This window comes from Cytophagaceae bacterium ABcell3 (genome assembly GCA_030913385.1).
Classification (GTDB): Bacteria; Bacteroidota; Bacteroidia; order Cytophagales; family Cytophagaceae; genus ABcell3.
The window spans coordinates 2162253-2178555 of sequence record CP133159.1; the positions used below are offsets into that span (position 1 = coordinate 2162253).

General features: G+C 38.1%; 12 protein-coding genes. 11 read left to right on the forward strand and 1 reads right to left on the reverse strand.

The window, feature by feature from the left end:
* Nucleotides 1-1641 precede the first annotated feature (1641 nt).
* From RCC89_08790 to RCC89_08800, 3 genes are all read left to right on the forward strand, one after another.
* Nucleotides 1642-2394 carry a polysaccharide biosynthesis/export family protein gene (locus RCC89_08790; protein ID WMJ73257.1) on the forward strand — a complete coding sequence of 251 codons (753 nt, stop codon included), beginning with the start codon at nucleotides 1642-1644 and terminating at the stop codon, nucleotides 2392-2394.
* A gap of 9 nt (nucleotides 2395-2403) precedes the next feature.
* Nucleotides 2404-4818 (forward strand): polysaccharide biosynthesis tyrosine autokinase, encoded by a 2415-nt coding sequence (locus RCC89_08795; GenBank protein ID WMJ73258.1) that lies wholly within the window; start codon nucleotides 2404-2406, stop codon nucleotides 4816-4818.
* Nucleotides 4819-5060: 242 nt separating this feature from the next.
* Nucleotides 5061-6380 (forward strand): oligosaccharide flippase family protein, encoded by a 1320-nt coding sequence (locus tag RCC89_08800; protein WMJ73259.1) that lies wholly within the window; start codon nucleotides 5061-5063, stop codon nucleotides 6378-6380.
* Here the strand turns inward: RCC89_08800 and RCC89_08805 are convergent.
* The gene (locus tag RCC89_08805) at nucleotides 6377-7525 is read right to left on the reverse strand and encodes a polysaccharide pyruvyl transferase family protein (protein ID WMJ73260.1); all 1149 of its coding nucleotides are present in this window, start codon (nucleotides 7523-7525) and stop codon (nucleotides 6377-6379) included. The two genes, RCC89_08800 and RCC89_08805, sit on opposite strands and share 4 nt — an antisense overlap.
* Before the next feature lie 74 nt (nucleotides 7526-7599).
* Here RCC89_08805 and RCC89_08810 point away from each other — a divergent pair, with 74 nt between their 5' ends.
* From RCC89_08810 to RCC89_08845, 8 genes are all read left to right on the forward strand, one after another.
* On the forward strand, nucleotides 7600-8586 hold the full coding sequence (locus RCC89_08810; protein WMJ73261.1) for a glycosyltransferase: 987 nt from the start codon (nucleotides 7600-7602) through the stop codon (nucleotides 8584-8586).
* 98 nt (nucleotides 8587-8684) lie between these two features.
* Nucleotides 8685-9401, forward strand: coding sequence for a sulfotransferase family 2 domain-containing protein (locus RCC89_08815; protein ID WMJ73262.1), 717 nt, complete (start codon nucleotides 8685-8687; stop codon nucleotides 9399-9401).
* A gap of 91 nt (nucleotides 9402-9492) precedes the next feature.
* Nucleotides 9493-10611 (forward strand): glycosyltransferase, encoded by a 1119-nt coding sequence (locus RCC89_08820; GenBank protein ID WMJ73263.1) that lies wholly within the window; start codon nucleotides 9493-9495, stop codon nucleotides 10609-10611.
* Nucleotides 10612-10619: 8 nt separating this feature from the next.
* On the forward strand, nucleotides 10620-11621 hold the full coding sequence (locus RCC89_08825; protein WMJ73264.1) for a polysaccharide pyruvyl transferase family protein: 1002 nt from the start codon (nucleotides 10620-10622) through the stop codon (nucleotides 11619-11621).
* 36 nt (nucleotides 11622-11657) lie between these two features.
* Nucleotides 11658-12725 carry a glycosyltransferase family 4 protein gene (locus RCC89_08830; GenBank protein ID WMJ73265.1) on the forward strand — a complete coding sequence of 356 codons (1068 nt, stop codon included), beginning with the start codon at nucleotides 11658-11660 and terminating at the stop codon, nucleotides 12723-12725.
* Between the two features lie 16 nt (nucleotides 12726-12741).
* A complete protein-coding gene (locus RCC89_08835; GenBank protein ID WMJ73266.1) occupies nucleotides 12742-13989 on the forward strand; it encodes a glycosyltransferase family 4 protein in 1248 nt (415 codons plus the stop codon).
* Between the two features lie 35 nt (nucleotides 13990-14024).
* On the forward strand, nucleotides 14025-14954 hold the full coding sequence (locus RCC89_08840; GenBank protein ID WMJ73267.1) for a hypothetical protein: 930 nt from the start codon (nucleotides 14025-14027) through the stop codon (nucleotides 14952-14954).
* Nucleotides 14944-16290 (forward strand): hypothetical protein, encoded by a 1347-nt coding sequence (locus RCC89_08845; GenBank protein WMJ73268.1) that lies wholly within the window; start codon nucleotides 14944-14946, stop codon nucleotides 16288-16290. The genes RCC89_08840 and RCC89_08845 overlap by 11 nt, the downstream gene beginning before the upstream one ends.
* The last annotated feature ends 13 nt before the right edge of the window (nucleotides 16291-16303 follow it).

Genomic DNA, 16303 nt, shown 5'->3' on the forward strand with positions numbered 1-16303 from the left:
GGTGTTAATGGGGGAGGGGAGACTTCACCCCTCCAAGGGTTGTAACCACTTGGAGGGGCAGCGCTTACCGATTGTTTTAGTTGTTAGTTTTTGAGACTCTGCTTTTCTCTATTAATAAAACTATAGTATGGTAGTTTTAAGCTCTAAAAATAAACACTATAGCTGCCTCCCCGCACCTGTTGCGGGGTCTGTTTGGGTATGGTAGGATGGTTGTGTTCGATTGATTCGTTATTTGCCTTTACAGGCTACAGTGAGCAGGGATAGCTTGGAAATTTTGTTATATCTTGAAATTATAATTAGCAGAAAGCCAGAATTTAACCGTCATGCGAGGCATGAGGTAATGATTGAAAAAGTTCTTTGGATTGAATTTTAAGTCTTTAGTTTCTTATGAAACAATGCCGCGGCAATCTGATTGCGATAAGCTGTACTGGTTGTTGGGAATGATACTAAACTTGACGATGAGATTGCTTCGTCGTTTCCTCCTCGCAATGATGTTAAGTGTGAGTTGTAATAGAGGGTGTTATGTACCAGACCTGACGATTAGTGTATTATCAAATCATTACATTGATCGCCTTATTAATAAACTTAATGAGCTAATGTTACCTAAAGCTCATTCTCCATTTTTTCTTACCTTTTTTGCTTGTCCAAAAAAGGTAACCAAAAAAAGACACTATGGCTGAAAGGCATATTGCCACGCGCTAAACGCACAATCCCTCCCTGCCAAAAAAATGCCTTAACTGACGATTCATTGTCAAAGGCAGTATTTTATGGCGGCATTTTTAAAAATCCGGCACCCCACAAGCCGCAATATGCCCACACCAGCCATAGAGCCCCCGCCCGCCCTTAGCAGCTACCGGACTGCTGATTATTGAGTTGTTCTTTTGTCTACTTTTCGGCTCTTACCAGTTTGGAGGTTATCGCAGGTTTTGGTTGTTATTTTTTGGGGTGGTGTTTAAGACTCAAAAACAAACACTATAGCTGCCTCCCCGCACCTGTTGCGGGGTCTGTTTGGGTATGGTAGGATGGTTGTGTTCGATTGATTCGTTATTTGCCTTTACAGGCTACAGTGAGCAGGGATAGCTTGGAAATTTTGTTATATCTTGAAATTATAATTAGCAGAAAGCCAGAATTTAACCGTCATGCGAGGCATGAGGTAATGATTGAAAAAGTTCTTTGGATTGAATTTTAAGTCTTTAGTTTCTTATGAAACAATGCCGCGGCAATCTGTTTGCGGTAAGCTGTGTTGGTTGATTGTTTATGAGTGCGTATTAAATACCCAAGTAGACTCTACCTGTCAGCGTCCTTTGTTCCTGACAGCGTAAGTATTAAAACAACCTGACGATGAGATTGCTTCGTCGTTGCCTCCTCGCAATGACGGCGAGGGGTGAATTGTAACCCTATCTATCCTTCCATCCTGCGAATCCCGGTTCAGACAGTAAAATACCTTACCTGACGATTAGAGCACCACCCCTCCATTCCCAAATATAACTATTTGAATATGAAAATGTATCTAAACTGTCTTAGAGTGAGTTTGTTTAAAAAAATATGGAATTTTTTTCCACATATTAAAATTTCCTTTGTTCCCTTCCGTTAAAATTGCATAAATTGTCGTTTTAAACTGTAGCAAATACACCATTCCAAATGCTAAGAAAAGTTTTCCCTTATTTATTGTTAGGGATTTTGATTTACTCCTGTGTCCCGCACAGAAACATCGTCTACTTACAGGACGGTGAACCTCCTAGGGATACCTTAGAACGGCAAAAGTTTGAATATAGGGTTCAGCCTGGCGATGTATTGTATATCAGTGTCAGCAGTTACAACAGCCAACTGACGGATTTCTTCAACGTAACGGCCGAACGCAATAGCTCCACGGCTTTCTTTTATACAGGCTATACCATTGACAACAACGGCTATATCCATGTGCCGGTGCTGGACAGCCTTCATGTGGCGGGCATGAGCGTGCAGAACATACAAAAAAAACTGCGGGACGAGATTGGGGAGTATGTGACGGGTCCTAATGTCATTGTGAAACTGGTAAACTTTAAAGTAACCATCCTTGGGGAGGTGCGTAGACCCGGACTGTATCCGGTGGAGGCCAATGAATATACCATCTTGGAGGCCATTGCTGATGCCGGGGATGTCATGGAGCTTGGGGATCGGCAGAATGTGCGCCTGGTGCGTAAGGAGGGTAGCAGGACTAGGATTGTGAACCTGGACCTGACCGACCGTGCGCTTATTGCCTCGCCCTACTTCTACCTGCAGCCCAATGATGTTCTTTATGTAGAGCCCCTGAAGCAGAAGTCTAAACGGGAAAATATCTCTGCAGTGGCCAGAGTGGTTGGTATTCTTTCTGGACTAGCAATTGTGGCCAGACTTGTGATACAAACATTTTAAAAGGATAAGGTGAAAAAGCATAGCAACAACATACAGGAAGGAACCATTGACTATAAGCAATTGGGCATGCGCTTTGCCAGCCGCTGGTATGTGTTCGTGATTTCCCTGGCCATCTCCTATGGGCTTTGTGAACTGTACCTGCGCTATCAGGAAAATGTTTACCAGGTCAATTCCAAATTGCTGATCAAGGACGATGGCAAAAATATGCGGGGACTGGGCGGTCTGGACATGTTCGGGGACCAAAAAAACCTGCACAATGAAATAGGCATCATACGGTCCTTTGACATGATGTACCGGGTCATGTCCGAACTGGATTTTGATATTTCTTATTACCATGAGGGCAAGATCTTGACCAATGAGCTCTACAAGGACGCCCCTTTCCGGGTGGTGCCGGACAGCGGCAGCCCACAGATCATCCAAGTACCTTTTTACATTACCATTCTTTCGGCCAATACTTTTGTCCTGGAGGCGGAAGCCCCCAATGGGGCCAGCCTCCACAACCTGGAAACCCAACAAAGCGAGGGACGCCTGGAGCCCTTTACCCTTAAAAAGAAGTGCACCTTTGGAGAGCCGGTATCCCTGGAAAATACCTCTTTTACGGTGTACTTGAAAAACCCCTATTACCAACAGGGCGACGGTAAGAACTATTTTTACATCAATGACCGCAACCGCTTGGCCCACCAATACAAAAACCGCCTACAGGTGGGGCCGGCCAGTAAGGAGTCTTCCATCATCAACCTTGCGGTCAGTGGCCCGGCCCTGAAAAAGGAGATCGATTTTGTGAACAAGGTGGCGGAGGTCTACCTGCAGAGCGGTTACGATGAAAAGGTGCAAATAGCAAGCAGTACCATCAGTTTTATAGACGACCAGATTACCCAGGTATCTGCAGCCCTGAAAAACGCCGAAGGGGAAATGGAGGATTTCCGGGCCAGCCATAGGGTCATGAACCTGGGGGCTACCGCCGAGGAGGCCTATGCCAAGCTGGAGCGTTTTGAAAATGAAAAATCCAATGTGCTCCTGGAGCTGAAGTACTATGATTACATACAGGACTATGTGCGCAGCAACAAGGACATGCGGGAGGTGGTGGTGCCCTCGGCCATAGGCATTGCCGATCCGGTGCTGAACAAGCTCATCGGGGAGCTGATACAATATAAAGCAGAAAGGACGCAGCTGGAAGAAACCTCCACGGAAAAAAACCCCTATCTGAGGGCCCTGGACCGTAAGATTGACTATACCATGAAGTCCTTGGAGGAAAGCATCAAAAACGTGATCAATGGCACCAGGGTCACCCTGAAAGATTTGAATACCCGGATTACCAGCATAGAGAGGACTGTGAACAGCTTGCCCAAGACGGAGCGCATGCTCTTGGACATTCAGCGTAGGTTTAACCTCAACGACCACCTCTACAATTTTCTCCTGGAGCGCAAGGCGGAGGCAGGCATTACCAAGGCCTCTACCCAAATAGACCATAAAATCCTGGAAAAGGCCAGCCTCCTCAATTCCTTTAAGATTGCCCCCAAGGAGGATTCCATTAAGATCGCCTTTTTCAGTCTGGCCTTTCTCCTTCCCATTATAGGCATTTTCCTGCGGGATTTCCTGAACGATAAGATACAGAGCCGGGAAGATATAGAAAACAATACGGAAATTCCCGTGCTGGGCACCGTGGGCCACAGCCGCAAGGACAGCCAATTGGTGGTGCATGAGCAGCCCAAGTCTGCCATTGCGGAAGCCTTCCGGTCCATACGGGTGAACATGCAGTACCTGGGCAAGGGCCAAAAGGTCATAGCCATTACTTCTACCATTTCCGGGGAGGGCAAAACCTTTACCTCCATGAACCTGGCCTCGGTCTTTGCCATTTCCGGAAAGAAGACGGTGCTGATCGGGGGGGACCTGAGGAAGCCTAGAATACACCAGGATTTCAAGCTTTCCAACGATATCGGGCTGAGCACCTTTTTGGCCGGAAAGGCAGCCTTGGAGGAAATTATACACCCTACCGGGGTGGATTGCCTGGACATTATCTGTTCCGGCCCTGTGCCGCCCAACCCTGGGGACCTGCTCCAGGTGCCGAGGATGGAGGGGCTGATAGAAGCTTTGAAAAAATCTTATGACCACATCATCATTGACACGCCCCCCGTGGGACTCGTGGCGGATGCCCTTCTACTGATGCGGTATTCGGATGTGAACCTATACATTGTCCGCCATAAATATACCGCCAAGAAAATGCTGGAAAAGGTCGATACCCTCCATGCGGAAGGCAAGCTGGACAATGTCAGCATCATCATCAACGATTTATGTGAGCGGGATGCCCGATATGGGTATGGGTATTCCTATGGGTATTATACGAACTATGGATATGATGCATCCGAAGAAAAGAAAAAGTTACGATTGAAAAAGCTCTTTCGCCGGAATAAAACACAAGTATAAACCTTTATTTTATGAAGTTTAGAGCGCAAGTGAAGTGGAAATGATAAATTTTTTGCTTGTCTAATAATAGCTAATTCTCCCTGTTATGCTTCTTTTAAAACAATTTTAGAGGGAACATCATAGCGTTTTAAGGTGAAGGTTGGGAAAAAGATATATCTATAAATACTAACATGTTATTGTTAAGAACCAAGTTTAAAAATGCGCTTGCCCCAATTTTAAAAAAAGGCTCTTTTGCACAAAATGTGACATTCACATTTTCAGGAGGTTTTTTTACAGCACTACTTAGTTTATTGCTAAGCCCTGTTATTACAAGATTGTATGCGCCTGATGCTTATGGAGTCTTTTCTCTTTTCTCTGCAATTGTCCTGAACCTTAGTATGCTGGGTACATTAAGATACACCCAAGCTTTTGTTTTGCCTAAAAACACTAAACAGTTTCGGCCACTTTTTCAACTGACAATTTTACTTGGACTGATTTATATCCTCTTGATTGGTTTTTCTTTATATAGCTTCAAAGCTTTAATTACAAAGACTTTTGGTCTGGAAGCTTTGGGAGGATGGTATTTTGTAATCCCTTTTGTAGTGTTATTGGTCATTACCAATGAGATTGTTAAAGCGTACTGTCTTAGAAAAAAATTGTTTAAGCTTAATGCAGGAGTAGAAGTATTTAGTAGCTTAAATGCAAAAGCAATTTCTGTTTTTTTTGGGTATTTTTTAGCTGGTAATTCATTTGGATTAATATTTAGTGATATTTTTTCCCGTACCACATTTTTTATTGCACGATTTTCCCTTTTTACATCTAATCGTTTTAAGCGACTTTTTAGGTCTTTTTCTTTAAAAAAGATAAAAAGCACTTTCTTTGAATACAGTTCGTACCCAAAGTATGTTTTGCCTGGTAATTATATCAACCTATTTTCCGAACAGTTGCCACTTTTTGTTTTAGGAGCGTATTTCTCTACTGCTTTTACCGGTGCTTATGGATTTGGGGGGGCTATGCTATCTATGCCTATGAGTTTATTGGCAAGATCATTTTCATCTGTTTTTTTACAGAAAGGAGCCGAGGTTTATCATTCTAACCCTGACCAATTGGCTGGTCTTACCCTAAAGCTTCATAATAGAATTTTTTATTTAGGATTGCTTCCAATAAGTTTTTTAATTGTGAATGCCGATTGGTTGTTTTCATTTGTTTTTAGTACGAACTGGGAATATGCAGGAGTTTTTGTTCAGCTTATGGCCGTTGTATCCTTGTTTAAGCTTTCTTCTACTTCCATTATTTCCGTTAGAAGGCTTTATGGAAAAGAACAGCATACTCTTTATATAAGCATTGTCTTAGTTGTTTTAAGAACTACTGGTTTAGCTGTAGGTGTATACATGAACGATCCTGTTTTAGTTGTTGCTGGATATTGTACAGGTAATTTAATTGGTTATTTGATTAATAATTATTTAATATTAAATTTATTAAAATTGAAAGCACTTTCTATAATTTTTAAGAAAGTGCTTTTGCTCGGAGCTGCCTGTAGCCTATTTTATGTGGTTAAAAACTTAATATCCCTGATGTTTTAAACAACACCAAGAACATTAAATACATCTTGCCACATTTTTCTTGTCAATTCTTTTTGTTCGTTTGACTTTTGTTTTAATTTTTTGATCAACATTTCTCGATGGTCTTTATCTGTTATTAAATCAATTTTTTCTTTAATGTTTTGTTCAGACGAAGATGGCGTTAGAATAAGTTCTTCACAGTCGTAATCTTTAAAGAGCATGTTGTATTTATGACTCCATCCAGAAGCTATTGCAGGTACTCCTTGGGATAAGGCGGCAACTAAACCATGAAACCTTGAACCAATTACGGCATCACAATTTTGTATAATTCCTTTTATATGTATAGGATTACTTTCTTTGACAATTTCAACTTCTAACTTTACAGCATTCTTGATTTTTTCTGCTAAAGCAAGGTCGGTACTAGTTTCATGAACTAGAAAGAATGGATTGTACCCTTTGGAAATGGTCAACTCTATACAAGTTGAAATAAATTTAATATAATTCTTACTTTCTTCTTTACTTGTTTTGTCCAACATTCTTTGGTTGGGTACGATGCATATGCTTTTTGTCTGTATATTGAAGTTTTCAGGAAGTAACCCTTCTGTTAGATTTGTAAAATCGGGTGCTATTTTGACTTTGCTTTGTTCCCCAGTAAGTTCTATGATGTTGTTATAAGATACTATATCTCTTGCAAATACTAAATCAGATGAATCGACTAGTATTTTAAGGTGTTTTTTCGTTTCCTGTTTTGTAAAAGGGCCAAAGGCCTGAGGTAAAAGGATAACTTTCTTTCCGGCTTTTTTTTCTTTTTGGTATTTTAATGCAAAGTTTTTAGTGAAAGATTCGGGAAATTGATCCGTATAGGCAAAACCGGAGGCATCTAAATAAGCAGATATTAATTTATCAGTTGTTAACCCTTGCTTTAGTAAAAAATTTTCCGGTACTAAATTTAAAATATTAAGCCAATTATTCCTAAAGCGTTTATAGACAGCTTTACTGTAAAGTTTGAGATCTGCTTTTTGTTCATAGGAGCCTTGGTATCCATGAACAGCTAACCGAACTTGGTCATGTAATGGCTGAAAAGTTTTAACAACAGATTGAAGCATAAGCTCCGCTCCTTTGTTATGAAAATTTGTTCCAGTAATTTCTATAGTTTTTTTATCCATTATTATGTTTATTTTTGTGAGACTAGCAATATATTATTATTTTTATACGTTTTTGCAATGTTAAATTTTTCCTTATGTCTAAAGATAAAGACTTAGTTTCAATTATTATTCCTTGTTACAATTGTGAAGCCTTTATAGAAGAAGCTGTTTTGTCATGCATTAAACAATCTTATGATAATATTGAAATTATATGCGTAGATAATAATTCTAAAGATAATACAAAATATAAAATAAAAGAACTGCAGTTAAGATATCCAAGTAAAGTTACTACTGCATTTGAGTCTAAAAACGGTGCCCCTGCTGCAAGGAACAAGGGGATAGAGTTGGCAAAAGGTGATTTTGTCCATTTTTTAGATTCTGATGATGCTTTATTTGAAGGTGCTATAGAAACGCTTGTTAATAATATTGGTGATTTTGATGGTGTATGTGGTAATGAATATTATTATCAAAATGATTTTTTGAATAAACCTTTTAAAGTAAAAAAACCAAACATTAATACAAGTGATCGTTTTGTTGGGATTTTGGATAATCACCCAAATACTAGTGCTGTTTTATTAAGAGCCGAGGTGTTCAATACTATTAGGTGGGAAATTGATTTAAAGTCTGGGCAGGAAAAATTTCTTTGGTTCTGCATTATATTGAACCAGTTTAAATTTCTCTATGTGGATGAAGATGTTTGCAAGATTAGGGTTCATTCTAGTGCGTTTAGAATTAGTAATCAAGGGAAAAAACAATTAGTTCAGAACACATTTGTAATGCTAGAGAAGGTAGATGAAATGTATAGTAAAAATCTTTTGTTGAGTAAGTCACGTAGATTAGCACTACATAAACATTATTTAATACAGTCCTATAAAGCAATTTGTGTTAGAAATTTTAAATATTCAAACATGTTTTATGAAAAAGTTGATAAGGGTTTAATACGTACAGATAGTGAGTTTTCTTATGTAAGTAGAGAAGGGGTTTCAATTATATTCAACCCTTACATAAGCTATTTTATCTTTAAAGTTAAGGAGTATGTTGTCTTATTAAAACATAGAATGTTCGGCTACTTAAAACTTTAGGGTGTCAAACACTATTTTATGTCAAAAAAAAATTCTATTTATAATAGTTATAATTACTTTTTTTCAACTTTATAAAATATTTAAAAACTAACTTAATAATGAAAAATATCTTTATTTTTACTCATATACCTAAGACTGCAGGAACATCATTTATAAATTCTATTCTATATAATAATTTTGATAAAATTAATTTATATAAGTATCAAGGGTTTAAAAATTTACTGTTAAAAGATAAAAAGAAAATCGATGTTTTTATGGGACACTTCCCTTATGGAGGACATCATTTTTTTCCAGGTAGTCCTAAATATTTTACATTTTTACGAGAACCCATTCAAAGAGCAATATCACACTATTATTGGGTTAAACAAACTAAGAGTAATAACTATGAACACCCTGAATGGAAGTTTTATGACAGCACGCCGTTAGTTGACTTGTTTTCTAAAACTAAAAAATCTTCATTTTATTTTTTTCCTCTAAAAGATAATTTGCAAACTCGATATTTAGCAGGATTAAGACATGGGTTTTGGCTAACTAATAAGGATCAAATGCTTGATGTTGCCAAAAAGAATTTAGAGAAATACCAGCTTTTGGGAATTCAAGAATATTATCAAGATTCCATAAATTTATTTGAGACTTATTTCGGTTGGTCGTTTGCGCCTACCCAAAGAGAAAAAAGCACTAGTAGTAAGCCTGTAAGTTTCGATAAGTCAGTTGTGCAAGTTCTAGAAGAAAACCATAGCTTAGATCAGGAGATTTATAAAATGGGTGTTGAAATATTTAATGATAAATTAAGTAGAAAGCCTTGTCTAAATTAAATATTGAGTAGAATTTATACCTTTAGCCAACTTTAATAAGGTGTTTTGACTTTTTTATTTAATGTTGAATTGACTACTTTGTGATATTTATATGAAAATTATATTCATATGCGGTTCTTTAGAACCAGGAAAAGATGGGGTGGGGGATTATACAAGAAGGCTGGCAGGAGAACTTGTTGATAATGGGATTGGTATAAGCATCCTTTCTATAAATGATAAAAATGTTGAAGGTATACTGTACGATGTCCAAGATATCAATAATGTCAAATTGAATGTGGTCAGGTTATCTTCTAATTTGAAATATAGTGATAAATTTAAAATAGCTAAACAATATATTGATGAATATAAACCTTCGTGGGTAAGTATTCAATTTGTTCCTTACTCTTTTCAAAGAAGGGGATTGCCTTTTTCCTTTATAAAAGAGCTAACTAAAGTTCGGGGTAGTCAAAAGTGGCACATTATGTTTCATGAACTTTGGTTAGGTATACATGGAAAAATTTCTTTTAAGGAATTGCTTATAGCTTATTTGCAGAAAAAAGCTATTTTTCAACTAGTTAAAAATACTTCTCCTAAATTAATAACCACTACTACAGAAATTTATAAAAGGAAACTTAGATGTGAGGGGGTTAAAATTCTTCCTCTTTTTGGAAATATACCTATAAGTGAAAGTAATAAAAGTTTTTGTGATAATAATCTAATTACAGCAGTTTATTTTGGTACTTTTTCAAATGATATCAAAGGTTTTGAAAGTCAAATTAAATTTATAAATCATATTTCTGAAGTACAAGGTAAAAAGTTTCACCTCATTGTAATAGGAAGGGGCGGGACTTATAAATATCAATCTTTAGAAGTCGTTGAAGAAATTGTTGGTAAAGGGTGTATAACAGATATGGGCGAACTATCACCATCAGATATTTCAAGGGCTCTGTTGAAGTCGGATATTGGAATTTCAAGAGCTGACGCTATTTTGTTTACTAAGAGTGGTACAACTACTGCTATGCTTGAACATGGCCTACCTGTAATTCTTAGAGGTAAGCGGCCTAATAATAGTGCTCTTTGTAATTCTTTTAGAAGTCAGATCTTATTTTATAATGATCTTATTACTTCATTGCCACAAAAAAATAAACCTATGGCTGGTGTCAATAAGTTTAGTCAAAAATTTTTAGATTTTTTACATGAAGTTTCTTTAACCACTGGGACTTCCCATTAATCAGTGTTATGAATTATTATTATCAAATAGAAGGGCATTTAAGAAACAATATTGGTGATGTTCTACAAGGAATGGTAGCTAAAAGATTTCTCCCTGGTAATGCACGTGTGGCTGATCGTGAGGCTTTGGCTGATCTTAATGATAAAGGTAAGCTGTTACTAATTGCTAATGGGTGGTATATGCATTCCTTTGACAAGTTCCCTCCTCCAGAGAATGTTTCTCCAGTTTATGCCTCTGTGCATATTGCTAACTCTGCTCTTCTTTTAAGTACTGAAGTGCGCGCACATTTTAAAAAACATAGTCCCATAGGATGCCGGGATAAAAAGACTTTAAAGCTTTTTTTAGGTTGGGGTATTCCTGCTTATTATTCAGGTTGCTTAACTACAACTTGTGTGCCTCGGACTTCAGTGATACCTACCACTGGGGATGTTTTACTTGTGGACAATGTTGATCATCCTATTCCTGAGGATGTTAGGATAAAGCTTGAAAGGCTTGCAGGTAAACCATTAACTAGTATTTCACACAATCCGCCTGATATATCAGGCACTATAGAAGAGTATGCGCAAAAAAGTGAACAGCATATGGAATCACTACTTACCAAATACTGTAATGCTGAACTGTTGATTACTACCAAAATTCATTGTGCCTTACCTTGTCTTGGTATGGGAGTTAAGGTATTATTTATTCACCCTAACCCTTTAGAGGAAAGGTTGGAGCCTCTTTCTCAATTTATAGAAATAATTTCTTATGAAGACGTTAAAAAGATGGACTCTTTAGAGGTTCCGGTAGTAAATCAGGATGTTTTAAATAGAAGGAAAAAATTTCTTTCTGATTTTGTTTCTAAAGCAATTGAAGTTGGGTATAATCCTTTGGCTAAACCTGATAGCTTTTCTTATGCTTTTATTAATTTAAAAAGCAGGGTTTTAGCTTTTTTATTCAGAAAAGGTGTTCTTTTTTTACAGATGTTTGGCATTGCCAACTCTAAAATTAATAGAGTTTTTAATAATTAGGATGCATTATCTGTTTTTAAACATAAATATTATTAAGTGTCAAAAGTTTTAGTGTTTACCACTCAGATTATGGAAACAGGAGGTATAGAGAGCCACCTGAACGAGTTTTGTTTGCATTTTTCTAAAGCTGGTTCATCCATCGATCTTGTAGTGTTAAATTCATGTATGTCCTTAGAAACAGAAAGTTTTCTGAGAAAAAGATGTCGAAAGGTATATGTTTGTAAAATTGGGAAGTCACATTTAAGAATTGCCTGGCTTTTTTTACTTGGCTTAAGACTTTTCTTTAATAAGTACAATGCTTTATACACTAATGGGCAAGGTAGTAGTATTGAATTAATTGCCTCTATGATTAGAAGGAGTGTTTGGGTTCATCACCACCATACATCAGGAGATGAAGCTGATCAGAATACTTGGTCATCAAGTTATAAAAGGTCATTGTTACGTGCCGATACAGTAGTTGCTTGTTCTAAAATTAATGCTACTGATATAACACTTGCTCTTGCACGGAATGTTAAAGTAGTTACCTGCTTTTCAAGAAAAGTAATAGTAGAAAAACCTTTAGTAACAAAATCCTCAAATATAGTTCGTTTTGGTTATTATGGAAGATTAATTCCTGAGAAAGGTATTTCTACTTTGTGCCAGTTAAGTTTAGAACCAGAGTTGGAAAATACTGAGTTCCATATTTGGGGGGCTGGTCCTGCATACCCTCCATCATATTTTCTAAATTACCCATCCGTCGGTTACCATGGAAGTTTTTACGGTTTGGAAGGCCTGCAAACTGTCGTGTCCTCAATAGATGCTTTTCTGTTGTTGTCGGTTCACCCTGAAGGCCTCCCTATTTGTCTGTTGGAGGCTATGAGTGCCGGGCTTCCCTGGCTTGCTACCAATAAAGGTGGTATTTCTGATATAGCATTTGACCCTATGGCAACAAGGGTTGTTGATGCTACAGCCGATTATCAAGAACTTAAGGAATATGTTGTTGACTTTGCAAATGATATTCGTGCTGGAAAGATGAACAAGCAATCGCAGGTGAATATGTATGATCTTCATTTTTCCTCAGATGCTTTAGTTAAGCAATGGAAACAAGTGTTGACTTTATCATAAATATAGAAAACATAAAATGATAGCTTTATCCCATCCCACAGGAAATGCCAATGTCAGAAACGCCGTAAATGGGTTGAAGGATGCAGATATGCTGTCGGACTTCTATACCTGCATAGCCGCTGTGCCAGGCAGTGTTCTCTATACTCTTGGTCATATAAAACCCCTTAAAGAAATACACCGTCGAAAATATGATGAAAGTTTAAAACCTTTTATCCGTATGTGGCCATGGGTTGAAATTGGCAGGATGATGGCTAATAAACTAGGAATGAAGGGGCTGGTTGAACATGAGCGGGGTGTTTTTAGTGTCGATGCCGTTTACCAGAATTTTGATGCGCGGGTGGCAAAGAAAATAGATAAAACAACTCAAAGCCCGATAGCTGGGATTTATGCTTATGAAGACGGTGCTTTGGCATCCTTTCAAGCAGCCAAAACCAAGAGTATACAATGTTTGTATGATCTTCCTATAGGGTATTGGCGGGCCATGCGTAAAATGCTGGAAGCCGAAAAGGAACGCTGGCCGGATTGGGCCTCCACCTTAGGAGGGTTTAGGGACTCAGAGGAAAAACTTGCTAGGAAAGAGGGTGAATTGCGTCTCGCCGATAAAATTTTTGTGGCCAGCAGTTTTACGGCCAAAACCTTAGAGGATTTTCCTGGGACACTTGCACCCATTGACATTATCCCTTATGGCTTTCCTCCTGTCGCCAAGGACAGAACTTATACCCCTTTAAGGGACAAAGGCCCCTTAAAGCTTCTCTTTGTTGGAGGCTTATCGCAGCGTAAAGGCATCGCCGATGTGTTTTCCGTAGCGGAGTCCTTGGGGGATGCGGTCACCTTGACGGTGGTGGGCCAGGGGAACATGGATTGTATCCCTTTGAGAAAAGCATTGGCCAAACATACCTATATCCCTTCCTTGCCGCACCAGGAGGTTTTAACACTCATGCGAAACCATGATGTTTTGTTATTTCCTTCGCTTTTCGAAGGTTTTGGCCTGGTCATTACCGAAGCCATGTCCCAGGGCACACCCGTCATTACCACAGATCGTACGGCGGGGCCAGATTTGATTACCCATGGGAAAGATGGGTGGTTGATAAGGGCCGGATCTACTGCAGCCTTGCTAGAAAGTATTGAGAATATTTTGCATAATCCTGGACTTGTCGCGAAAACTGGACAGGCAGCTATGGAAACAGCCAGAAAGCGGCCGTGGAAAGTTTATGGTATAGAGCTGTCGGAAGCAATTATCAGACAGTTAAACACGTTCAAGTAAATAATTAATTTTAAAAATTTTTACATCTGTAGTAATTGATGTTCAAAAAGTATAACATATATATATTACTTTTAACAGTTGTTAGCCTCCTTGCTGTAGGTCTTGAAGTGTTGCTAAGAGCCCAGTATGGACTTGGTAAGACATTGCTTTTTACCGATAGTAAAGAATATGAGTATATTGCGGCACCTAATCAGGATCTTGTTAGGTTTGGCAACAAGGTTTTGGTTAATGAATATGGAATGAGAAGTTTGAAGATAGAACCCTCTGATACTACGGTAATTCTTCTTATTGGTGATTCAGTTATTAATGGTGGTGTATTAACAGATCATGATAGTTTGGCTACTACTATTCTTGAAAAGGAATTGTCGCAAGAGTCTCAAAGAGAAGTAAGGGTATTAAATATTTCAGCAGGTTCATGGGGGCCTGATAACTGTTATGCATATTTGGAAAAACACGGTGTTTTTAATGCAGATATGGTTGTTTTAGTCGCTTCCTCTCATGATGCTCATGATAATATGGAATTTAAAAATATTGTTGGGGTTCATGCTTCTTATCCCACCGAACAGCCTATGAGTGCGGTTTCAGAATTTTTTAGCCGATATGTCTGGAGTAGATATGTTAAAAAAAATCGAAATAATGCTGGTCAAGGACAAACAATGATCAACAAGGAGGGCAAGAGTTTTAATACTGGTTTTGGAGACCTTAAACGCTTAACAGATAGCTTGAATATTCCATTTACGATATATCTCCATCCTGAAAGGAAAGAAGTTAAGAATGGAGCTTATAACCAACAAGGCAATGAGATTGTGTCTTTTGCTCATAGTAATAATATTCAAGTTTTAGAGGCTTTATCTTTTTGGAATGAACAGTATTACAGGGATCAGATACACCCAAATTGTCAAGGGCAGAGGCAAATAGCTGACTTACTTAAACCCCTTATACTGGAGAAACTTAATGAGTACTAGACTTCAAACAACGGCTCTTATATCAGATGACATGCAACAACAAATGGTCGATGAGTGTGCTACTATTAAGTTGTTAAAACGAGGTGTCTGGTTATATTTTTTCCTATTGATTTTGGAGGGTGCGCTTCGAAAATGGTTTCTACCAGGCTTGGCTAATCCATTGTTGATTGTAAGGGATCCTGTTGCGTTAGTATTGATAGGGATAAGTATTCATCGTAAAATTTTAGTTTTAAACCCTTATTTATTGTCAGCATTTTTTATAACCTTAATTGGTTTTTATACTGCTTTATTATTTGGGCATGGAAGTGTTGGAGTTGCTTTATATGGAGCGCGTATTTTTTTAATCCATTTTCCTGTTATGTTTATTATAGGCACAGTTTTTACACGAAGTGATGTTCAGAAAGTGGGAAACGTGGTTTTGTTTATGGCTATTCCGATGGCTATCTTAATTGCTTTACAGTTTACCAGCCCTCAGAATGCTTGGGTGAACCTTGGTGTAGGAGGGGATGAAGCCGGAGCTGGGTTTCCTGGAGCGTTAGGGTATTACCGCCCTTCCGGTACTTTTTCTTTTACAGATGGGAATACCTTGTTTTTTGCTTTTGTTGCATGCTTTGTAGGATATTTTTGGTTAAATCAAAAGGAATGTAATTTGCCAGTACTATGTTTAGCGTCTCTTTCCTTAATGATAGCTATTCCGCTTGCTATAAGCCGTTCTTTGTTGTTTCATACTGGAGTGAGCCTTATTTTTGCGTCATTAACAGTTTTGGGTAACCATAAAACTTTTGCAAAACTACTAAAATTTGCTTTTGTTGGTTTTATATTACTATTGGTGTTGGCTAGTACCCCTATTTTTCAAATAGGTATTGAAGTTTTTAGTCACCGTTTTGATTCAGCAAATAGAATTGAGGGTGGCATGGAGGGGGTTTTACTTGACCGTTATTTTGGCGGGATGATTAAAGCTTTATTTGGTTCTGCCGATACTCCTTTTTGGGGGCATGGTATGGGCATGGGGACAAATGTGGGTAGTATGTTGTTGTCAGGTGAAAGGAAGTTTTTAATTTCTGAAGGAGAGTGGGGGCGTCTTATAGGAGAAATGGGACCTATATTGGGTATTTTGCTTATTATCCTTCGCTTGTCCTTTAGTTTTAATGTAGCTAATAAAGGCTTTGTTAAAATGCTAAAAGGTGATACTTTACCATGGATGCTCTTAAGTTTTGGCCTTTTAGTAATACCTCAAAGCCAATGGGCAAAACCTACAGTTTTGGGCTTTAGTACCTTAATAGGAGGATTAATATTGGCATCTTTCAATGAACCACAAAAGAAAAGCAATAAATAGCCTTGAATATTAT